General features: G+C 59.6%; 17 protein-coding genes. 9 read left to right on the top strand and 8 right to left on the bottom strand.

Annotated features, from left to right (window positions below; all coding sequences use genetic code 11):
* Positions 1-299, top strand: a 299-nt coding sequence (locus tag ACR0AO_RS05425) for a hypothetical protein (protein WP_480600791.1), incomplete at its 5' end; no start/stop codon positions are given.
* 73 nt (positions 300-372) lie between these two features.
* On the opposite strand, the gene ACR0AO_RS05420 is transcribed toward ACR0AO_RS05425, so the two are convergent.
* The 4 genes from ACR0AO_RS05420 to recA all read right to left on the bottom strand — a co-directional run bounded on the left by ACR0AO_RS05420 (position 373) and on the right by recA (position 5,455).
* On the bottom strand, positions 373-987 hold the full coding sequence (locus tag ACR0AO_RS05420) for a transglutaminase-like cysteine peptidase (RefSeq protein ID WP_480600786.1): 615 nt from the start codon (positions 985-987) through the stop codon (positions 373-375).
* Between the two features lie 263 nt (positions 988-1,250).
* On the bottom strand, positions 1,251-1,538 hold the full coding sequence (locus ACR0AO_RS05415) for a DUF1330 domain-containing protein (RefSeq protein ID WP_480600782.1): 288 nt from the start codon (positions 1,536-1,538) through the stop codon (positions 1,251-1,253).
* 1 nt (position 1,539) lies between these two features.
* A complete protein-coding gene (alaS, locus tag ACR0AO_RS05410) occupies positions 1,540-4,212 on the bottom strand; it encodes an alanine--tRNA ligase (protein ID WP_480600779.1) in 2,673 nt (890 codons plus the stop codon).
* Positions 4,213-4,387: 175 nt separating this feature from the next.
* A complete protein-coding gene (gene recA, locus ACR0AO_RS05405; protein ID WP_480600775.1) occupies positions 4,388-5,455 on the bottom strand; it encodes a recombinase RecA in 1,068 nt (355 codons plus the stop codon).
* Positions 5,456-5,645: 190 nt separating this feature from the next.
* Here recA and ACR0AO_RS05400 point away from each other — a divergent pair, with 190 nt between their 5' ends.
* Positions 5,646-6,242: a sulfotransferase family 2 domain-containing protein gene (locus ACR0AO_RS05400; protein ID WP_480600773.1), complete on the top strand. Its 597-nt coding sequence runs from the start codon at positions 5,646-5,648 to the stop codon at positions 6,240-6,242.
* A gap of 33 nt (positions 6,243-6,275) precedes the next feature.
* Here ACR0AO_RS05400 and ACR0AO_RS05395 read toward each other — a convergent pair whose 3' ends face one another.
* The 3 genes from ACR0AO_RS05395 to guaB form a co-directional block, all read right to left on the bottom strand.
* Positions 6,276-8,507: an ATP-binding protein gene (locus tag ACR0AO_RS05395; protein WP_480600771.1), complete on the bottom strand. Its 2,232-nt coding sequence runs from the start codon at positions 8,505-8,507 to the stop codon at positions 6,276-6,278.
* Between the two features lie 159 nt (positions 8,508-8,666).
* A complete protein-coding gene (locus ACR0AO_RS05390; protein ID WP_480600768.1) occupies positions 8,667-9,839 on the bottom strand; it encodes an RsmB/NOP family class I SAM-dependent RNA methyltransferase in 1,173 nt (390 codons plus the stop codon).
* A gap of 117 nt (positions 9,840-9,956) precedes the next feature.
* Positions 9,957-11,405 carry an IMP dehydrogenase gene (guaB, locus tag ACR0AO_RS05385; protein ID WP_480600765.1) on the bottom strand — a complete coding sequence of 483 codons (1,449 nt, stop codon included), beginning with the start codon at positions 11,403-11,405 and terminating at the stop codon, positions 9,957-9,959.
* A 250-nt stretch (positions 11,406-11,655) separates the two neighbouring features.
* On the opposite strand from guaB, the gene ACR0AO_RS05380 reads away from it, so the two are divergent.
* Entirely contained in the window at positions 11,656-13,707 is a 2,052-nt protein-coding gene (locus tag ACR0AO_RS05380) for an ASKHA domain-containing protein (RefSeq protein WP_480600762.1), read from the top strand.
* A gap of 77 nt (positions 13,708-13,784) precedes the next feature.
* Here ACR0AO_RS05380 and ACR0AO_RS05375 read toward each other — a convergent pair whose 3' ends face one another.
* Positions 13,785-15,299, bottom strand: a complete 1,515-nt coding sequence (locus tag ACR0AO_RS05375; protein WP_480600759.1) for an arylsulfatase — start codon at positions 15,297-15,299, stop codon at positions 13,785-13,787.
* Positions 15,300-15,629: 330 nt separating this feature from the next.
* Here ACR0AO_RS05375 and ACR0AO_RS05370 point away from each other — a divergent pair, with 330 nt between their 5' ends.
* From ACR0AO_RS05370 to ACR0AO_RS05345, 6 genes are all read left to right on the top strand, one after another.
* The gene (locus ACR0AO_RS05370; protein ID WP_480600756.1) at positions 15,630-16,613 is read left to right on the top strand and encodes an AAA family ATPase; all 984 of its coding nucleotides are present in this window, start codon (positions 15,630-15,632) and stop codon (positions 16,611-16,613) included.
* A gap of 139 nt (positions 16,614-16,752) precedes the next feature.
* The gene (locus ACR0AO_RS05365; protein WP_480600754.1) at positions 16,753-17,592 is read left to right on the top strand and encodes a DUF58 domain-containing protein; all 840 of its coding nucleotides are present in this window, start codon (positions 16,753-16,755) and stop codon (positions 17,590-17,592) included.
* The gene (locus ACR0AO_RS05360) at positions 17,589-18,077 is read left to right on the top strand and encodes a DUF4381 domain-containing protein (RefSeq protein ID WP_480600751.1); all 489 of its coding nucleotides are present in this window, start codon (positions 17,589-17,591) and stop codon (positions 18,075-18,077) included. Before ACR0AO_RS05365 ends, ACR0AO_RS05360 begins: the two co-directional genes overlap by 4 nt.
* Positions 18,074-19,054, top strand: coding sequence for a VWA domain-containing protein (locus tag ACR0AO_RS05355; protein ID WP_480600748.1), 981 nt, complete (start codon positions 18,074-18,076; stop codon positions 19,052-19,054). The genes ACR0AO_RS05360 and ACR0AO_RS05355 overlap by 4 nt, the downstream gene beginning before the upstream one ends.
* On the top strand, positions 19,051-20,571 hold the full coding sequence (locus tag ACR0AO_RS05350) for a VWA domain-containing protein (RefSeq protein WP_480600746.1): 1,521 nt from the start codon (positions 19,051-19,053) through the stop codon (positions 20,569-20,571). The genes ACR0AO_RS05355 and ACR0AO_RS05350 overlap by 4 nt, the downstream gene beginning before the upstream one ends.
* Positions 20,568-21,836: a hypothetical protein gene (locus tag ACR0AO_RS05345; protein ID WP_480600743.1), complete on the top strand. Its 1,269-nt coding sequence runs from the start codon at positions 20,568-20,570 to the stop codon at positions 21,834-21,836. The genes ACR0AO_RS05350 and ACR0AO_RS05345 overlap by 4 nt, the downstream gene beginning before the upstream one ends.
* Positions 21,837-22,077 lie beyond the last annotated feature (241 nt).

Raw genomic sequence — 22,077 nt, 5'->3', positions numbered from 1 at the left:
GTGGCACTGGCGATACCGGCGGTGGCACTGGCGATACCGGCGGTGGCACTGGCGATACCGGCGGTGGCACTGGCGATACCGGCGGTGGCACTGGCGATACCGGCGGTGGCACAGGTGGTGGCAAGGGAAACAATGGCGGCGGCAATGGGAGTGAAGGCTCCAGCCCCGGCAAAGGTAACGGCGCCAACGATGATGAGTCCGGAAATGGCGGAAAAGGCGGCGGTAAAGGCGGCGGCAAGGGCGGCGGTAAAGGAGGCGGCAAGGGCGGCGGTAAAGGCGGTAGCAGTTCCAACCGGTGACCGAACGCTGATCCAACTTGTTGAATCCAGCGCCCATGATTGAAAAAGCGCGCCTTGGCGCGCTTTTTTGTACCTAACCCTTGTTGTTTATCCCGACCCAGTTCCGAGGTTGCCGGGGATCCTGCATTCTAAGAAATACATACCCGGTCTGACGCCAGGGCCGGATCCGGTTCGTAAGATTGTCCAGAACCAGATCCCCGATTTCCGACCGATAAATCAGTACGGCGTGCGAATTCCGACGTCTGTCCAACACCGTCGCGAGCAAGAGTTTCTTTGGGTCCAGCCCCAACCGGATCAGGTTGTGCTTCTTCAGCAAAGCGAAATCTTCACAATCCCCGCCTCTGCTTGTCGGAAGCGCCCATTTTTCCGCTTTCCGGTATTGTGCCTGATCCTCGATCTCGCGTGTAGTTCTGTTAACCCGGCTGTTGACGTCCTTGACCAGATTCATCTCCTGCCCGCCTGCCACATTTGTTGCCGACACGCTCGCACAGGCCCAGGTATAGATTTCGCAAAGCCCTTTTGCTCCCGAGGGCGCGGGGAAGGACACAGATGTTTTCAAATAGTGATTTTCCAGGGCCTGGACGCTGTTCCCGGCTACAATCGCCGCGCCAACCACGAAGGACGCCAATAGCCCCTTCCTGATCCGTTCAGTAAGCGGGCTTGTGAAACGCGGGCCAACTGGCAGCATGGCGACACCTCGAAAACCGGTCAGAGCAATATCGCCGCAACGAACCTCTCGAGGGGTTTGAGCAGTGCAGGTAGCGCCCCAGGTGAGTGCCGATACGACTGCCTTAATTGCTGAGGCGGAAAAGTGGCGGAATTCCGGGGTGAAATGTGGCTGACATGAGGTGATTTTTGGTTCGGCGAGGAACCGCTTGCCTACATTCCGGTCAAAAAAAAAGCCCGGCACAGGCCGGGCAATTCAAAAAATGCAGTTACTTCTTTTCGTGCTTATTCAGTGGTTTCCACCACCATCAATTCGCGTTCGGACGCATCTCGCGCATGGCTTAACGCTTCCTGATATTCAGGCGAATTGTAGCATCCCACGGCAGCCTCGACCGACGGGAAGGTCGCCACCACGTTCCGCGGCCTTTCCTTGCCTTCCAGTTGCACAAACCGGCCACCTCGGGCAATGAACTTGCCGCCATGCTTGGCAATCGCCGGACCTGCCAGCTCGGCGTATTTGCCATAAGCATCAGCATCTGTCACCGTGACATGAGCGATCCAAAGCGCACCCATCTTATCCTCCAATCACTTGTTCCGCGGCTTTGATGGCCGCATCCGCGTTCGCGGTATCTTTGCCGCCGCCCTGCGCCATATCCGGGCGGCCTCCGCCACCCTTGCCGCCCAGTTCCGCAACGGCGGCACGCACCAGATCAACGGCAGAGACCCGGTCGGTCAGATCCCTGGTCACGCCCGCAGCCACCGCTGCCTTTCCGCCAGCGTCAGCGATCAGCAACACCGCGCCGGTTTCAATGCGGTCCTTGTGTTCGTCGATCAATGCCGGCAAATCCTTGCCCGACACCCCGTTCAGAACCTGCGCAACGAACCGAATGCCGTTGACTTCGCGCGCCTCCTGGTCGCCGCCCTGCCCCGAGCCACCTGCCATCGCCAACTCGCGGCGCAACTGTGCAACCTCGTTCTGCAGGGATTTTCGTTCGTCCATCAGGGATCTTACGCGGTCGACGACATCCGCCGGCTGCGCTTTCAGCATGCCCGACACCTCAGCCAGCCGCGACGCTTCCTGAGACAGATGTTCAAAAGCCACCGCCCCGGTCAATGCCTCGATCCGCCGCACGCCGGCCGAAGACGCGCTGTCCCCAAGCAGCACGAATGTACCGATGTCACCGGTCTGCTTGACATGGGTGCCGCCGCAAAGCTCGATAGAATAGGTCAACCCATCCTGGCCTTTTCCGGTCTCTGCCCGCCCCATCGACACAACGCGAACCTCATCGCCATATTTCTCGCCAAACAGGGCCTGCGCGCCAATACCGCGCGCATCGTCGGGCGTCATGATGCGGGTTTCGACCGCGCTGTTCTGACGGATATAGCTGTTCACGTCGGCAGCCACCGTTGCCAGTTCCGCGTCGGTCAAAGCTTTGGAATGGCTGAAGTCGAATCGCAGCCGGTCTTCGGCATTCAACGAACCGCGCTGCGCCACGTGATCGCCCAGCGTTTCGCGCAACGCCTCATGCAGCAGGTGTGTGGCCGAGTGGTTGGCGCGGATAGCGGTCCGGCGGGCGTGATCAACCTCCAGTTCCACCGGATCGCCCTTTGCGACTGATCCGCCTTCGACTGTAACCGAATGGGCATAAACCTTGGCATCGGCGAATTTCCTGGTGTCCTTGACCACCGCGGCATGGTCACGGTCTTCGATCTTGCGGATGACGCCGGTATCCCCGATCTGACCGCCCGCTTCGCCATAGAACGGTGTCTGGTTGACGACGACCCACCCGGAACCGCCCGCATCGATCCTGTCAACCAGTACGCCATCCGCCACAAGCGCCACGATCTGGCCCTCTGCAATCTCGGTTTCATAGCCCAGAAAATCGGTGGCGCCGTTTGCATCCAGAACGTCGAACCAAACAGCATTGTCCGCTGCTTCGCCCGAGCCGGCCCAGGCGGCGCGCGCCTTGGCCTTCTGTTCGGCCATCGCGGCGTCAAAGCCGTCGGTATCCACAGTCCGGCCCTTTTCGCGCAACGCGTCCTGCGTCAGGTCAAGCGGGAACCCGTAGGTGTCGTAAAGCTTGAACGCCGCCCCCCCGGACAACGGCTCACCTTCTGCCAGATCAGCCAATTCGTCATCCAACAGCTTCAGGCCACGGTCGAGCGTTTGCTTGAACCGGGTTTCTTCCAAATGCAGTGTTTCTTCGATCAGTGCCTGCGCACGGCCAAGCTCGCCATATTGCGCGCCCATCAACTGCACCAGCGTCGGCACCAGACGATGCATGACCGGATCTTTGGCCCCCAGCAGATGCGCATGGCGCATGGCCCGGCGCATAATCCGGCGCAGCACATAACCGCGACCGTCATTTGCCGGCATCACGCCGTCGGCAATCAGGAAAGAGGTAGAGCGCAAGTGATCCGCGATCACCCGGTGATGCACGTTCTGATCGCCGTAAGGATCGACGTTGGTGGCATTGGCGGATGCTTCGATGAGGGTCTTGAACAGATCGGTATCATAATTGTCGTGGCTGCCTTGAAGCAGAGCCCCAATTCGCTCCAGCCCCATGCCGGTGTCGATCGACTGCATGTCGAGTTCCACCATCGAGCCATCCTCGAACTGCTCGTTCTGCATGAACACGATGTTCCAAATCTCGATGAACCGGTCGCCGTCTTCCTCGGCACTGCCCGGAGGGCCGCCCCAAATGTGGTCGCCGTGATCATAGAAGATTTCCGTGCACGGGCCGCAGGGGCCGGTCGGGCCCATCTGCCAGAAGTTGTCCGACGTCGCGATGCGGATGATCCGGTCTTCCGGCACGCCGACTTTCTTCCAGATTTCAAAAGCTTCGTCATCGGTGTGGTAAACCGTCGTAAGAAGCCGGTTCTTGTCGATGCCGAATTCCTTGGTGATCAGATCCCACGCAAACGGGATCGCTTCCTGTTTGAAGTAATCCCCAAACGAGAAATTTCCCAGCATCTCAAAAAACGTATGATGGCGCGCGGTATAGCCGACATTGTCCAGATCGTTATGCTTGCCACCCGCGCGAACGCATTTCTGCGCCGTCGTGGCACGCTGGTAATCCCGGGTTTCCACACCGGTGAACAGATTCTTGAATTGAACCATTCCCGAGTTCACGAACATCAGTGTCGGATCGTTGCGCGGCACCAGCGGGCTCGACGCAACAACTTCATGCCCCTGTTTGGCGAAATAATTCAAAAAGGTGGAGCGGATCTCATTCAGCGTGGGCATTTGGCTCTCTTTGCGCACATTCAACTGTTCGCCAAGGTTTAGCCGCCTGCCCGAAGATAGTCCACATCGCACACGCCCAAACGAAACAAGGCGGCTCCGATAAGCCGCCCTGTTCGGAAATTTCCCGGCCTGACGGTCAGAACCGGGAGATTTCTGCTATTCTCGTCAGCGTTCTTCAAGCCTCGAGGATGTCATCCTCTTCCGATCCGGGCGGCATGTCGAATTCCAGTCCATGGGCCGCGCGAATCTTGTCTTCGATTTCGAACGCCACGCGGGTGTTTTCGCGCAAATAGGTCTTTGCGTTTTCGCGCCCCTGGCCAATCCGCTCATCGCCGTAGCTGAACCATGAACCCGACTTCTCGACCACTCCGGCCTTGACCCCAAGATCCAGCAGCTCACCCATCTTGCTGATGCCTTCGCCGTACATGATGTCGAACTCGACCTGCTTGAAGGGGGGAGCCACCTTGTTTTTGACGACTTTGACACGGGTCTGGTTGCCGACCACCTCATCGCGATCCTTGATCGCGCCGATGCGGCGAATATCCAGTCGCACGGAGCTATAGAATTTCAGCGCATTGCCCCCGGTCGTGGTTTCCGGGCTGCCGAACATCACGCCGATCTTCATGCGGATCTGGTTGATAAAGATCACCATACAATTCGAACGGCTGATCGAACCGGTGAGCTTACGCATGGCCTGGCTCATCAATCGGGCTTGTACGCCGACATTGCTGTCGCCCATATCGCCCTCCAGCTCCGATTTCGGTGTCAGGGCCGCGACCGAATCGACGACGACCATGTTGACCGCTCCCGAGCGCACCAGCGTGTCAGTGATCTCAAGCGCCTGTTCGCCGGTATCCGGCTGCGAGATCAGCAGTTCATCCAGATCGACGCCCAGCTTGCGGGCGTATTGCGGATCAAGCGCATGTTCGGCATCCACAAAAGCGCAAACGCCGCCGCGCTTTTGCTGTTCCGCGATGCAATGCAGCGTGAGCGTTGTCTTGCCCGAACTTTCCGGGCCGTAAATTTCAACGATGCGACCCATTGGCAGGCCGCCGATGCCAAGCGCGATGTCCAGGCCCAGCGACCCGGTCGAACTCGCCTCGATCTCGGGCAGCGCGTTGTCGCCGCCCAGCTTCATGATCGACCCTTTGCCGAATTGACGTTCGATTTGGGCCAGCGCGCTGTCCAGCGCTTTTTGCTTGTCCGCGTTTTGCTTGCTGCTCATCGTCAGAAGATCCGCCATTGTCCTGTCGCCTTCCTTTTGTCACACCCTTGAACGGGCGGCAATCGCTGCTTTGTTCGCCTCTTGTTCCTTATGGGACCAAAAGGAGAACATTTCAACTCAAAACTTCTTTAACGATTTTTCTCCAATTGTATTAAGGAGTCCTTTACGGCAATCTTTTCTTAGCACCCAAAGAAAGCGCGCAAGCTAAATGATTGTTTTTTATAAAGAACGTCTGGTCCTGCTGTCCGTTCCCAAAACCGGGTCCACGGCGTTTCAGTCGGCCCTGCAGGCCCGGGCCGACGTTGTCGTGTCGGGCCCGCCGGAATTGAAACATGCACCGCTTCGCAGATACGACCGGTTTATCAATGCCATGTTCACCAAGGTCATGAACGCCGAACTTGAGGTTATGGCGGTCGTGCGCGAACCGATTGACTGGCTGGGAAGCTGGTATCGGTATCGTCGCCGCCCGTCCTTGGATGGAAAGCCCACTTCGACCGGGAAGGTCAATTTCGACGAATTTGTCCGCGCCTACCTGATGAGGGATAACCAGCCGGCCTTCGCCCATGTCGGAAGCCAGGCGAAATTCCTGTCCCCCCGACCGGGCGGTGCCGAGGTTTCATATCTGTTCAAATATGATCACCAGCAGAAACTCATCGAATTTCTGGAGAACCGGCTGAAGATCAAAATCGATACGCCGCAAATAAACATCTCCCCAACCATGCCGCTGATCCTCCGTGAAGAGACGGAACACCTTCTGCGCCGCAGTCACTCAGAAGATTTTGACCTGTATCAGTCGGCAATGTGATGGTGCCAAACGCCCGCGCGCCATCCTGTGCGTCTAGGAGAGCTGGTGAAACACAGTTTCCGTCAACTGGTTCAATGAAAATGGCTTTGGCAGGAAAACCGAGTGCGCGATTTCAGGTTCTGTTTCGCCAAAGGCCCCTTCCGTGTATCCCGAAACGAAAATGACCCTGACGTCAGGACGGTGCCTAAGGGCCTTCTTCACCCAGGTCGGACCGTCCATTCCCGGCATGACCACATCTGTCACGATGACATCCACGACAATGTCACCGTCATCCAGCAACTCCAACGCTTCTTCGCCCGTCTCCGCCTCGAGCACGGTATAGCCCCGCATCCTCAGCGCCCGCAAAGCAAAGGCGCGGACCGAAGCTTCGTCTTCCACCAGCAGCACGACGCCTTCGCCATGTTTCGGTGCAGGGGCGGCATTGACGTCCGACGATTCGGGTCTGACATTTTCGACTTCTTTCCAAACCGGCAGGTACAGGGTGAATTCCGATCCCCTGCCCTCGACACTGTCGACAAAGATGAAGCCACCGGTCTGCTTGACGATTCCGTATACTGTCGACAGGCCCAACCCCGTGCCCTCACCCGTCCGCTTTGTGGTGTAAAACGGCTCGAAAACTTTTTGCAGTTTGTCCGGCGCTATGCCGACGCCCTCATCGATCACCTTGACCGACACGTATTCACCAATCGGCATTTCCGCCCTGTCGCGTTTCAGCGGCTGCTCAAAGACGACGACTTCGGTTTCGATGCGCACCTCCCCTCCCTGAGGCATGGCGTCTCTCGCATTCACGACCAGATTCATCAGGACCTGTTCCAACTGGCGCTTGTCGGCGCGAACAGGTTTCAGAACCGGGTCGTGACTCAGGGTCAGGGTAATTTTCTCGCCGACGAGACGGTTCAGCAAATGAATGAGATCGGACAGCGTGTCACGCATGTCCAGCGTTTCAGGGCGCAAGGTCTGCTTGCGCGAAAACGCAAGCAACTGCCCGACCAGAGCGGCGGCCCGGTTTGCATTCTGGTTGATCTGGATGAGATCACCATAGTCCGGGTCGCCCTGATCGTGGCGCAACAGCAAAAGGTCGCAATGGCCCGAAATGGCCGTCAACAGATTGTTGAAGTCATGGGCTACACCCCCCGCCAATTGTCCGACGGCCTGCATCTTCTGGCTTTGGACAAACTGCGCCTCAAGGGTTTTGAGTTCAGTCGCGTCGTTGAGAACGGCAATCAAACTGGTTTCGCCAAGATGGTTCACCTTGCTGAGCGTGACCTGGACAAATGTTTCCCGGTCCGACCGATTGAGGCGCAGGAATTCCGACCGGGGTTTGGCGATCCCGTCCACCGTTTCGCGCAGCCAATCGCAAAGCGGGCGGCCAAGCCCCTGCATGAACTGATCAATGGGTGTATTCACCGCCGGTGTGTCGCCCAGCAAATCATCCGCAAGCGGATTGGTCTCCAGAACCATACCTTGAGAGGAAAGGCGCATCAGAGGAACTGGCAAGTCCCGGAGCGAGGGGCCGGACGCTTCGAGTTCGTCGGCGCGGATCGGGTATAGCGCGATTTTCCTGCGTCCGACAGTTTCCCGGATTTCGTAGACCACGACGGGCACGGTTCCGTTCTCGCCCGCGACCTGAATTATCGACCCAGATTCGAGGTTTTGTTCGCCAACAATCTGCTGCAAGTTTCCGGGCAAACACCCGAACAACTCCCGCGCGGCGGCATTCGCAAATACGATCGCGTTTGATCGCCCCAATGCCAACACGGGAATTCCCTTGCCATCGGTACCGTTTGACACGTCGGCATGGGCCGCAAAATTCACGCGCCAAAGAAACGTATCGTTCTCAAGAGATTGAACCGAAATACTAAGATTACCGCGACCAGTGGCGAGATCGTCGCTTGCATATCCCTTTTTTTGCGCACCGGACTGCAAACGTAGCAATATGGCTGCCGGACAAGGGACAGTTCCGCGCAACAGATTGTTCAGATTTGGGGCATAGCCGAATTCGAAACATTCCTTCGCTGCCGGATTGGCAAACCGAACAGTGCCTTGCGCGTTTGCAATCAATCCCGGTGTCGCATCGTATTGAAGATACGAAGCGGCAAGTTCATCGGCGAATTTAATGCGGCGGTCCAAATACCATTCGCGAATGGTGAACAGGATCAAAACCAGAGACAGAGACAAACCCACTGCGTAAAAGCCCTGTGTGGCACCTTCGGGCAAATTGCCGGTCAAAGCGGTAAACAGGATGGCCACGATACAAGCGAACAATACTATGCTGCGCCATGGTTTCGCTCGGGGCCGGGGGGGACCTGGTGCTACCGGATCGGCGATTGCAGACACTGCAAGACTCCGTCTGATTTCTGTGACCAGAGTATCTCGCGCAACCGAGGTTAATCCCAGCTTAACGGATGCCTCCACCTATAGTTGTTATTTGGAGGTTTCGACCTGCGTCAAGTGAGCGGTATAAAAACCGTCTGTACCATGGGAAACCGACCACAGACGGTCAAACAGCATGCGCCAATCCGGGCGCTTCTCGAGAAAAGTGTTCACCGCATCGTGATTTTCTTCGCGCAGCATCGAACAAGTTGCATAGGCAAGAATACCGCCTTTTGCGACATATTCCGAAGCTTGCATCAGGATCGCGGCCTGAATTTCGCGCAGTTCACTCAGCCGTGCAGGCGTCAAAGCCCATTTCCCGGCAGGTGCACGACGCCAGGAGCCGCTGCCCGAACATGGCGCGTCGGTCAGAACGATATCGTAGGGGCCGTTGCCCGCGACTCCGGCCCGGTCTAGCAGGCTGATGGAAACACCCGCGCGTTTTGCGCGCGCAGGCAGGTCGCGCATTCGGGCCGGTGCTGCATCGTGGGCAAAAACCGAAACGCCCGGATACGCGGCCAGCGCAAGCGATTTGCCACCGCCCCCGGCGCAATAATCCAGTACCCGCAGGCCGGGGCGCAACGGCAGCGCCGCAACAACCGCCTGGCTGGCGGCATCCTGCAGTTCCACCAGACCGTCCAGATAGGCCCTGCTTTGCGCGACCCTCCGCGCGCCCGAGGTGACCTCCAATGCAGTGTCACACGCGGTATGGGGGCGGTTTTCAATCCCGTCGCTTGCCAGAACCTCGGCCGCATACGGCAAATCGGCCTTGAGGCGATTGACCCTCAGATGAACCGGTGCACGATGGCGCAGCGCTTGCGCGGCCGCCTGCGCCCCTTCCCCAAGGCTGTTCTGAAAACGCGACCACAACCAGTCCGGCAAATCGTTTTCCTCGCCTCCCTCGTCGGGAGGGCGACCGACCTCATCCTCGCCAACCGTCCGAGGCGCATGCCGCTCACCGGTGAACAGATGCATCGGGTTTTCACCCGCGGCCCGGATCGAACCGAGCATCAGGCCACGGCCCGTCTCTTCTCCCCCCAAAGCCGCAAAAGACCGTTTGCAGCGCAGCGCGCCGAACACGTGATCCCGAACGGCGGCCCGGTCTTTTGAGCCGGCAAACCGGCTGCGGCGCGCCCATCCGGTCAGGGCTTTCTCGACCGGCACTCCAGCCAGAATCAAGTCGAGAATGTCGATGGCGGCCTGAACGCGGGCGGCGGGGGTCATGACGAGGTCCGGTCTGTTGTGGTTGTGCGGCGCATACCCGCGGCATTTTTGGATGGCAAAGGCTGAAACGAAAGCCAGAGTCGGATGCACCAACGCCGGTTTCAAAGCCCCGGGCTTCTAACCGATTCGATAGTTCGGGCTCTCACGTGTGATCTGCACGTCATGCACGTGGCTTTCCTTGAGGCCCGCGCCCGTGATCTTGACGAACCGGCAGTTGTTGCGCATTTCCTCGACGCTGGCACAACCGGTATAGCCCATGGCCGCCCGCAAACCGCCGACAAGCTGATGGATGACCGCGCTGGCCGAGCCTTTGTAAGGCACCTGCCCTTCGATCCCCTCGGGCACCAGCTTGTCACTGGCGGCGTCCTTTTGGAAATACCGGTCCGCCGAACCGCGCGCCATTGCGCCAAGGCTTCCCATGCCGCGGTAGGATTTGAACGACCGGCCCTGATACAGGATCACTTCGCCGGGGCTTTCGTCGGTGCCCGCGATCATCGACCCGACCATGGCGCAGGAAGCCCCCGCCGCGATGGCCTTGGCGAAATCCCCGGAAAACTTGATGCCGCCATCGGCGATGACCGGCACGTCTCCGGCGGCCTCGGCGCAATCCATGATGGCGGTCAATTGCGGCACACCGACGCCGGCCACCATACGCGTGGTACAGATCGACCCCGGCCCGATGCCGACCTTGACGGCATCCGCGCCCGCATCGATCAGCGCCTTTACCGCATCCGCCGTCGCGACGTTTCCGGCGATGATCTGAACTTCGTTCGACAGCGTCTTGGCGCGCTTGACGGCGTCGATCACCCCCGCCGAATGGCCATGGGCGGTGTCAACGACAACGATGTCCACACCCGAGTCGACCAGCGCCGCGGACCGTTCGAAACCGGAATCCCCGACCGAGCTGGCGGCCGCCACCCGCAGACGCCCCAGACGGTCCTTGCAGGCGGTCGGGTTCAGAACCGCCTGTTCGGTATCTTTCAGCGTCAGCAGCCCGGTCAGCTTGCCATCATTGTCCACGACCAGCAGCTTTTCGATCCGCCGCGCCTTCATCAGGCTCTTTGCCTCTTCCAGATCTGCGGGTTCACGCAGCATCGCAAGGTTGTTCGAGGTCATCATGACCCGGATCGGCGTGTCGTCCGAATTCGCAAAGCGCATGTCACGGTTGGTGACGATGCCAACCACGCGGCCCTTGTCATCGACCACCGGAAAACCGGTGAAATTATACCTTTGAACCAAAGCCTTGGCATCTGCCAGCGTTTGATCCGGGCGCAGTGTGACCGGGTTGTAGACAATGCCCGATTCAAACCGCTTGACCCGGCGCACCTCGCGTGCCTGTTCCTCGACGCCCAGGTTCTTGTGGATGACGCCTATACCGCCCGCCTGCGCCATGGCAATGGCCATGCGCGACTCGGTCACCGTGTCCATGGCCGAGCTGAGCAGCGGAATGTTCATGCTGATCTCGCGCGTCACGCGCGTAGCGGTATTCGCCGTGGATGGCAGCACGGACGAGGCCGCCGGAACCAGTAGTACGTCGTCAAAGGTGAGAGCCTCACGAATCTGCATCTGTATACCCCATGCAAAACCCCGTTTGGCGGTGACCCTATGGCATGGTTTCCGGCCAAGTAAAAGCCCCCGCACAAAGATCGGCCCAAATAGCTCGGGCGGCCAAAGGCGAATCTCCGGCTCATCTTTTTCGCACCGGTGGCCCGAAAACGACGCTACTCGCCCGAAACCTGCCGTTCAGTGCCTTTCCCTTTTCGCGCAAACTCATATGTTGCACGTCGAACGCACGAATTCCAAAGGCAGGCCAGTCATGACCAGCGATCCTCTTGTTGTCTTCACCCCCTCCGGCAAGCGCGGCCATTTTCCGCTTGGGACACCGATCCTGACGGCGGCCCGGCAGTTGGGCGTGGACCTCGACTCGGTTTGCGGCGGGCGCGGCATCTGCTCGAAATGTCAGATCACGCCATCCTATGGCGAATTTCCCAAGCATGGCGTGACCGTCAAGGACGGCGCGCTCAGCGAATGGAACGCGGTCGAGCAGCGCTACGACGACAAGCGCGGTTTGAAACCGGGCCGCCGGCTGGGTTGTCAGGCAACGGTGCAGGGCAATGTCGTCATCGACGTGCCACCGGAAAGCCAGGTACACCGGCAGGTGGTTCGCAAGGCCGCCACGGCGCGGGCCATCACCATGGATCCGGCGACGCGACTGTATTTCGTTGTCGTAGAAGAACCGGACATGCATTCGCCCACCGGCGATCTGGAACGGCTGGAACGCGCCCTGCGCCAGCAATGGGAAATCGAGGCGGTCACTGCCGATCTCTCCTTGCTGTCAAAGCTTCAGCCGGTATTGCGCAAAGGCAAATGGGAAGTCACCGTGGCCGTTCACAAGGGCCACAAGGGTACCACCGCCCGCATTGTGGAAATTTGGCCCGGCCTGCATGAAAGCGGTCTGTACGGGCTGGCCATTGACCTCGGCTCCACCACGATTGCCGCGCATCTGACCGATCTCGAAACCGGTCAGGTCAAGGCCTCGTCCGGTCTGATGAACCCGCAGATCCGCTTTGGCGAAGACCTGATGAGCCGGGTGTCCTATGCGATGATGAATCCCGGCGGCGATCAGGAGATGACCCGCGCTGTGCGCGAGGCGATCAACGACCTGACCACAGCCATCGCCGAAGAGGCCGGTATTGTGCCCGAGTTGATCGTGGAAACGGTCTTTGTCTGCAATCCGGTGATGCACCATTTGCTGCTGGGCATCGATCCGGTGGAGCTTGGCCAGGCACCGTTTGCGCTGGCGACCTCGGAAAGCCTATCCCTGCCCGCCCGCGAGATGGATCTGACCGCCATGAACCCGCGCGCGCAGGTCTATGTCCTGCCTTGCATTGCCGGTCACGTCGGCGCGGATTGCGCCGCGGTGGCCCTGTCCGAAGAACCCGGAAAATCCGATGATCTGGTTCTGATCGTCGATGTCGGTACCAATGCGGAAATCCTGCTTGGCAACAAGTCCCGGGTTCTGGCCTGCTCCTCGCCCACCGGTCCGGCGTTCGAAGGCGCACAGATCAGTTCCGGACAACGCGCCGCACCCGGCGCCATTGAACGGATCGAGATCGACCCCGAAACGAAAGAGCCGCGCTTCCGTGTCATCGGTTCGGAAAAATGGTCGGACGAAGAAGGCTTTGACGCCGAAATCGCGACAACCGGTATCACCGGCATTTGCGGTTCGGGCATCATCGAGGCCGTCGCCGAAATGCGGATGGCCGGTTTGCTGGACGAAAGCGGTCTAATCGGCTCGGCCGAACAGACCGGCACCGACCGTTGCATTCCCGAGGGCCGGACCCATTGCTATCTGATCCACGACGCCAGCGCCGAAGGCGGCCCGCGCATCACCGTGACGCAGGGCGACATCCGGGCGATCCAGCTCGCCAAGTCGGCGCTGTATGCCGGTGCGCGTCTGCTGATGGATGAGATGCATGTGGACAAGGTCGACCGTGTCGTTCTGGCCGGAGCCTTTGGTGCGCATATTTCGACCAAACACGCCATGGTTCTGGGCATGATCCCCGACGCCCCGCTGGAGAAGGTAACAAGCGCGGGCAACGCGGCCGGCACCGGTGCGCGCATCGCCTTGTGCAATATCGCCTCGCGGGCCGAGATCGAACGGGTCGTGCGCGAGATCACCAAGGTCGAAACCGCGATCGAACCGAAATTCCAGGAACATTTCGTCGCCGCCAATGCGATCCCGCACAAGACCGATCCGTTCCCGGAATTGAGCCAGATCGTCACGCTGCCGTCGCCTTCATTCAACATCAATTCCGGCGGCGACGCCGAGACATCGGGCGGCCGCCGTCGTCGTCGTCGGGGCTGAACGGACTTTAGTCAGTCCTCATCAAACAAAACGGACCGCCGACGCGCGGCGGTCCGTTTCAGTGAATTTGGCCGCGATCAGTCGCCCACGGGCGCGATCATCTTTTCCATAACCTGATCCAGATTGAAGCTTGCAGCTTTCTGGCGCGGCGGGAATTCCTGGAATGTCGCCAGGAAATTTCCGACATATTGCTGAGCCGGAACCAGGAAGTACGCACGGTCGAGCAACCAGTCGTAATAAGTGTTGGACGTGCGGTAAGCCCGCTCATAAGGGTCGCGGCGCAGATTGACAATCAAAGGAACCCGCAACTCTGTCCACGGCTCCATCCAGGCCCGCAGGGTGCCCCAGACTTTCTGCTCCAGAAAGATCAGCTTCCAGTCGTCATAACGCAGCGCCGTCAGATCGCCGTCATCCGAGAAATAGAAGATTTCGCGGCGCGGCCCTTCCTCTACCTCGCCCTTGAAAAAGGGCATGAAGTTATAGCCATCCAGATGAACCTTGTATTCACGCCCGATGGCCTGAACGCCACCCTGCTTCAACTCATCCTTGATGTTGTCGCGGCCCGCCGCAGCCAAAAAGGTCGGCAGCCAATCCATGTGATGCATGATCTCATTGCTGACCGATCCGGGTTCGATCAGTCCGGGCCAGCGTACCATCGACGGCACCCGCCAACCGCCTTCCCAGTTGGTGTTCTTTTCACCCCAGAACGGCGTCATCGCAGCATCCGGCCAGGTGTTCATGTGCGGGCCGTTGTCGGTGGAGTAATGCACGATGGTGTTGTCGGCGATGCCCAGTTCGTCAAGCACGTCCAGCAACTGACCCACATGCATATCATGTTCCAGCATGCCGTCGGTATATTCGTCATTGCCGGGGTTGCGCCGGTCATCCGCCACATGGGTGCGGAAATGCATCCGGGTGCCATTCCACCAGACGTAAAAGGGCGTGCCCTGTTCGTTGGCGCGCTTGATGAAGTCGATGGCGGCGGCGACGGTTTCGTCATCCACGGTTTCCATCCGCTTGCGGGTCAGCGGGCCGGTATCCTCGATCGTGCCGTCCGCCTTGGACTTGATCACGCCGCGGGGACCATAAGCTTCTCGGAAGGTGCGGCCATCCGGCAGCACCGCGTCGCCGGGATAGTCCTCGTTCTCTGGCTCTTCCTCGGCATTGAGGTGATAGAGATTGCCAAAGAACTCGTCAAAACCATGATTGGTCGGCAGGTGTTCGTCTTTGTCGCCCAGATGGTTCTTGCCGAACTGCCCGGTGGCATACCCTTCAGCCTTGAGCAGGCCGGCAATGGTCGGGTCTTCCTCCTGCATGCCCAGATCGGCGCCCGGCAGGCCCACCTTGGACAGGCCGGTGCGGAACACGGACTGCCCCATGATATAAGACGACCGGCCTGCAGTGCAGGATTGTTCGCCGTAATAGTCGGTAAAGATCATTCCGTCATCGGCGATTCTGTCGATATTGGGCGTGCGATACCCCATGAGGCCCATCGTATAGGCCGAGATGTTCGACTGTCCGACATCATCGCCCCATATAACAAGAATGTTGGGTTTTTGATCCTGCGCCCAGGCGGACGCAGAAACTAGCATCGCACAAGATAATACCGCCATTCGACGCAAAACGCGTCGGGAAGTCGAAGACGTAATCATTTTCCAGATCCTGTTTGATTTTCGATAAACAGAGGCATGATACACATTTTCATCCTTTCATGTGTTAAATTTCATCCCTTTATCAGGGCACTTGCCTGTTCCTCCCACTTCGGCCTTTTCTCCCATTGCCGCGATGGTAGATTTTTCGATTAACAATTTCAAATAGATAGATAAAATGCCATTGACGGAAATCACATCCGGACTGAAAAAGCCCACAACATTGATTGTGCGGTTATGTCCTTATGACCAAATAGGGAGCCAAGCGCGCATATGTCCGCACATGATCGCATTCTCGATCTGAAGGCCCGCATGGGCCAATCCATTATCGGTCAAGTCGACGTAATCGATCGATTGCTGATCGGCCTTCTGACCAACGGTAATCTGCTGATCGAGGGATTGCCCGGCCTTGCCAAGACCCGTGCCGTCAAGGCGATGGCGAAGAACCTGGATGCGCAGTTCAGCCGCATTCAGTTCACGCCCGATCTACTGCCTTCGGATGTCACCGGAACAGAGGTCTATATACAGGGCGCCGGGAAATCCGAGTTCCGTTTCGAACCCGGCCCGATTTTTGCCAACATCGTTCTGGCCGACGAAATTAACCGGGCGCCCGCAAAAGTGCAGGCTGCATTGCTGGAGGCCATGGAGGAACGGCAGGTCACGGTCTCGGGCACAACGCACAAGATGCCCCCCCTGTTCATCGTCATGGCGACGCAAAACCCGATTGAGCAGGAAGGAACCTATCCGTTGCCCGAAGCACAGATGGACCGGTTTCTGATGCATGTGAACATTCTCTATCCCCCGGTCGAGGACGAGGTCAAAGTCATCAGCCTTGTCAGGTCCGAGGAACAGGCCGCCAATCGGCCCGTGCAAGCCCCGGCAACGAAACCGGAACCCATCCCGCAACAGGCCGTGTTCGATGCCCGCGCCGAAATCGCAGCTGTTCACGTCGCCGACGCAATGGAACGCTATTTCGCCGATCTGGTCTATGCCACGCGCACGCCAAAGGCACTGAGCGACGATCTCGCAAGCTGGATCGAGATCGGCGCAAGCCCGCGCGCGTCCATCGCGCTCGACAAGTGCAGCCGCGCCCATGCCTGGCTGTCAGGGCGCGACTATGTCGACCCGCAGGATGTTCGCGCCATTGCGCATGACGTGTTCAGGCACCGCATCGCGCTCAGCTACGAGGCACAGGGAAACGGAATGTCACAGGACGACGTGACGGACGAAATCATCAAACTGGTGGCGCTGCCCTGAATTCCGGGGCGGCCATCGGTGCAAGGTATCGCTTATGCCCAACAGTGGATCACAATCTGACACCAGACACGATCCTCGGATCCACGTCGATCTGCCCCGGCTTGTTGCGCTCCGGCGGCGCGCGGCCAGGCTGAACTTTATGCCGCGGCAACCCGCCAATTCGGTTCTGAACGGCCGCCATGCCTCCAAGTTGCGCGGCAGGGGCCTCAACTTTGAGGAACTGCGCACCTATCTTCCCGGCGATGACATCCGGACGCTGGACTGGAAGGTGACCGCGCGCACCGGTACACCGCATGTCCGGGTCTATACCGAAGAGCGTGACCGCCCCACCCTGCTGTTGGTTGATCAGCGCATGTCGATGTTTTTTGGCAGCCGGGTCTACATGAAATCCGTCATCGCCGCCGAAGCGGCAGCCATCGCCGCGCATCTCGTTCTGGCGCAAGGCGATCGCGTCGGTGGTCTGGTATTCGGAGACGACACGATCGCCGAACACCGCCCTGTGCGCTCGCCCAAAGCGCTGCGGCGCTTTCTGGCCTCGGTCGCCGACGCGAATGGGCGGTTATCGGCCCGAACGTCCGCGGGGCGGCAGAACGTATTCAATGACGTGCTGCGCGCGGCCTCCCGGATTGCAAAAACCAATTATCTCGTATTGGTGTTTTCCGATTTCGACGGTGTCGATCCTTCGACAGAACCCCTGATCCGCAGACTCTCGCAACACAATGACCTGCTGCTGTTCAGCGTCACCGATCCTATATCCGAAAACCTTCCCGGGAACGCGGTTTTGGCGCTTTCCGACGGCTCGCTGCAAGCGGCAATCGATACCGGCGCACCGGACATTCATCGCCGTGTCGAAACCCTTGCGCGCGAACGTCTTGCGCCTGTCACCGGTTGGTCCCGGAAATACGGGTTGCCGCTGTTTCCGTTGTCCACCGACACACCCGCGCTTGATCAGATATCGCGTTTGATGAGGCGGTCATGAGCGAGCATCTCGACGGTCTCAATCTTGTCGAACTGCTGGATCTTCTGGAACCGGCGCCTGAACCGCCGCCGATTTCGATGATGCCGCAAACCGCCGGGTGGTTTTGGCTTGTGCTGGGGATGGCTGCGCTGACAGGCTGGATGGTTTTCGCAATCGCAAAACGCCGCCGTGCATCCGCCTATCGCCGCGCTGGTCTGCGCGCCTTGCAGGCCGCCGGCGACGACCCCGCACAGATTGCTTCGATTGTTCGCCGGACCGCTCTGGCCGGATTTCCGCGCGCAGAGGTCGCGGGTCTCATTGGTGACGACTGGCTGAAATTCCTCGACAGCACAATGAAGGGAACGGGCTTTTCTGACGGTCCGGGACGCGCCATCGCTTCGGCCCCGTATCAGGCCGCCGCAGACGTGCCGGGGTTGGGAAAACTTGCACGCGACTGGATCACCACGCATCAAGGCACCTCACTGTCCCGGGGTAATCCGAAATGATAACTCTGGCGCATCCCTGGCTCTTGCTGCTGTTGCCCCTGCCCTGGCTGGTCTGGCGCTTTGCGCCCGTTCATCGCGAGGAAACCGCCGCAATCCGCGTTCCGTTCTTTCGCCAGATCGCCGATGCTGCGGGAATCGAGCCGAAATCGGGCGCTGCCGTTCTACGGCGCAGGCGGGTTCAGATGGTGGCGGCGATCTGCATCTGGGCGATGATCGTGATCGGCCTGGCAAAGCCCGAACGTCTCGGCGAGCCGGTGGTGATCGAAAAATCCGCTCGGGACATCGTGCTGGCGCTGGATATTTCGGGTTCCATGGATCAGCGCGATTTCGTTGACGAGGCCGGGCAAAGAAAGCAACGGCTGGATATCGTCAGGGATGTTCTCAAAGGTTTTATTGCGGAAAGGGACAGCGACCGCATGGCGCTGATCGTGTTCGGCACCCGGGCCTTTGTTCAGGCGCCCTTTACCGAGGACTTGCAGAGCCTCGACGGTTTTCTCGATCAAACCGTGGTGGGAATGGCCGGGCCGAACACCGCGATCGGTGACGCGATCGGGCTGGCCATCCGCATGTTCGAATCCAGCGAGGTCGAGGAACGCCTTGTCATCCTGCTCAGCGACGGAGCCGACACCAGCAGCAGCGTTACCCCGCTGAACGCCGCCGATATCGCCGCCGAGCAAGACGTGGTCATTCAGACGATTGGCGTGGGCGACCCCGAAGGCATCGGCGAGGACAGGGTCGACCTGAACACGCTCGAAGAGATCGCCTCGCGCACCGGCGGCGCGTTTTTCTATGCCGGTGACGGCCTTGCGCTGACTCAGGTTTACGAACAGATCGACTCCATGTCGCCGCGTATCGTGGAAGAGACCAGCTTTCGCCCGACCTTGAGCCTTATCTGGATTTTCTGCGCCGCTTCGGCGCTTCTGGGGATCGCGACGCTTATTGTCCTGCTCGTCTCCGCTCGGGGGAAAGTTGCATGACTGTGTTTCTCGAAGCATTCCATTTTCTTCGCCCGGTCTGGCTCTTGCTGTTGCCGGTCATCGCTTTGCTCTGGTATCTGGCCCGACCACGGCATCGCGAGATGCAAACAGTTGCGCTCCACATCGCGCCTCATCTGGCCGAGGCCCTGCGGGTCGGCTCGGAATCGAACCGGTTGTTCCGCCCCATCGACGGTGTGGCGCTTTGCCTTGGGCTGCTGACCCTTGCCGCCGCCGGCCCGACCTGGAGCCGCGCTCCCAACCCGCTTACCGCCGAGACCGCGCCGCTGGTGGTCGCGCTCAAGGTCACCCCATCCATGAACGAAACCGATCTGGCCCCCTCGCGGCTGGACCGCGCGCGGTTCAAGATCCTTGATCTCATCGCAACCCGCGCCGGGGCCCGCACTGCACTGGTGGCCTATTCCGGCACTGCGCACAGGGTGGCTCCCCTGACCGAAGACCCCGGCATCCTGCGCCCATTGCTTCAAAGCCTGACCCCCGAAGTCATGCCGGTCGAGGGCAACGACGCCACAGCGGCTTTGGCCCTGGCGTCCGACATTCTCGGGGCCGCGGAATTCCCGGGCGCTGTCCTGTTTGTCCTCGACGACCTGAACCCCGGCGATGTGACGGCCTTTGCGGATACAGATCCTGCGGCCCCTCCGGTGGCGATGCTGGTCGCCCTCCCCCCCGGTCAGGTTCCTGCACAAATCGCCGGTCTGAAAAATGTCTCGGTCATCGGGATGACCGCGGATGACCGCGACATTTCCCAGATCGCCCGAACCCTGCGCTCCGCACAAAAAACAGCATTGTTGAACGACGAAAGCCTCGCATGGGAGGATCGCGGCTGGTGGCTGCTCTGGCCTGCGGCGCTGATCGCGCTGATCTGGTTTCGCCGAGGCTGGACCATGCGATGGGGGGCTGCCGTATTGATCGCTTCGGGTCTGCTGGCGCCCACAGGCGCGCAGGCCGAAGGATGGCGCGACTGGTTCCTGACTCCTGATCAGCAAGGGCGTCTGGCGTATAAAAATAAGGAGTTCGCCCGGGCGGGCGATCTGTTTACCGATCCGATGTGGAAAGGTTATGCCATGCTGCGTGCCGGGCAATATGAAGGTGCCGCACAAATCTTCGCGGACCTCGACACCGCCGATGCGGCCTTTGCCGAAGGATTGGCACGTATCCGCAACCGGGAATATCGTGCAGGCGCACGCGCATTTGAGACCGCTCTGGAACGGGACCCCGACTATCCCGGCGCGGCCGAAAACGCGGAAATTGCTTGGGTGATCGTTGAACAGGTCGAATCCACGCGTGAACAGTCGGACACTGGCGAAGAAAGCGGCATTGGCGCGGACGACATCGCATATGACAATGAAAGCCAGCGGGGCGCAACGACCCAGATCGAAGCCGGTATGGAAGACATATCCGGCGTCTCTGCCGAACAGTGGATCGACAGCATCGACACCGATATGGGAGAGTTTTTGCGCAACCGGTTCGTCTTTGACAATACACAGGCAAGCCAATGATCCGGGTTCTGGTGATCCTTGCCGCGATGATCCTTGCCGGAACCGGCGTTCTGGCGCAGGAGCCGCGGGTCACGGTCGAGTTGGACAGGGACACCACGATTGTCGGTCAGCCGGTCACGTTGCGCATTTCCGTGCTGGTCCCGACCTGGATGCCGGAGCCACCGGTGTTTCCGGCAATCGAACGGCCCTCGCTTCTGGTCCGGCAGCCGCAGCGGGCTTCGGGACCGATAAGCGAAACCGTCGACGGCGACACCTGGTCCGGTGTCCGCCGTTCCTATCGCCTCTATCCGCTGTCCTCGGGGTCCTTCATCCTGCCCGCCAGCGAAATCGGCATCACCTTCACCGATCCCGATACAAACCAGCCGGCCAGGTTCGTTTCCGAGTTTCCGCAAACGACCTTCACCGCAACCGTTCCCGAGGCGGCGCTTGACCTCGACCCCCTGATCATCGCCTCGGGGTTCGAACTGGATCAGCAACTGGATGCCGACCCCGAATTGACCGTTGGCGGTGCCGCGACAAGATCGGTGACCGCCCGCATCACCGGCACGACCCCCCTGATGATCCCGCAACTGATCAAAGACCCCGATACCGATATTCTGCGCGCATACCCCAAAGATCCGCGCGTCAGGGAACAGGAAGACCGCGGCGTTTTATCGGGCACACGTACAGAGACCGTGGCATATGTCGCACAGGATGGTGGATCGGTCATACTGCCGGAGCTATCGGTCAAATGGTACAATACAGACTCCGAGACGGTGGAAACCGCCTCGCTTCCAGAGATCGGGCTCACAGTTTCCGGCTCCGCACCCGGCGGCTGGCAACTGCTGGACTTTCGCGCCAAGCTTGAGCGCGCCGCATTGCTTTTGGGTACGGTTGCCGCTCTGGTGTTTCTCGCAAATGCAAATATCGCACGATTGCGCAAATGGCGCTACGCGGCCCGCGCGCGGCTCATCGACTCGGAGTGGTTTGCGAAGCGCAAGGTTCTCAGGGCAATCCGGTCCCGCCATCTATCCTCGGTTTCGATTGCTGTTTCCGAATGGCGCAGACATTTTCCCGACGCTCCAGAGCCGGACTTCGACGAGTTTTCCGATGCCATGACCACGATCGGGCGGGCGCATTTTGGAAAAACCCCTGCGCCAGCCCCCGAGCATTGGCGGTCACTGAGTGCCGACTTCGTCAGGCTTCGCCGAAGATTGCGAGCAAATCAGGCGCGCCATGGTCCCGGCTCCCGCCTTCGCGACCTGAATCCGGACTGGAAGAAATAGCAGATCAGCAAATCATCAAGACGACCCATCGCCCATCACGCATAGATCGTCGCGTTTTTCCAGCGACGACCAATGCGCGAATGTACCTGCTTTGGTCATGACATAAGTAATCAGGCCGCTCCGGCCTGCTGTGCCGCGCAGATGACGATGGCATCAATCCACTGGCATGACTTTTCCGGCGGGATGGATACCAAAACTCTTCGATCTTGGCGGTGCACGCCTCTTTCCCCTCCGCCGGGGC

Source organism: Ruegeria sp. AF8, assembly GCF_056541825.1.
Note: the sequence above shows the minus strand (reverse complement) of the source record. Positions and strands in the feature narration are given on the sequence as shown.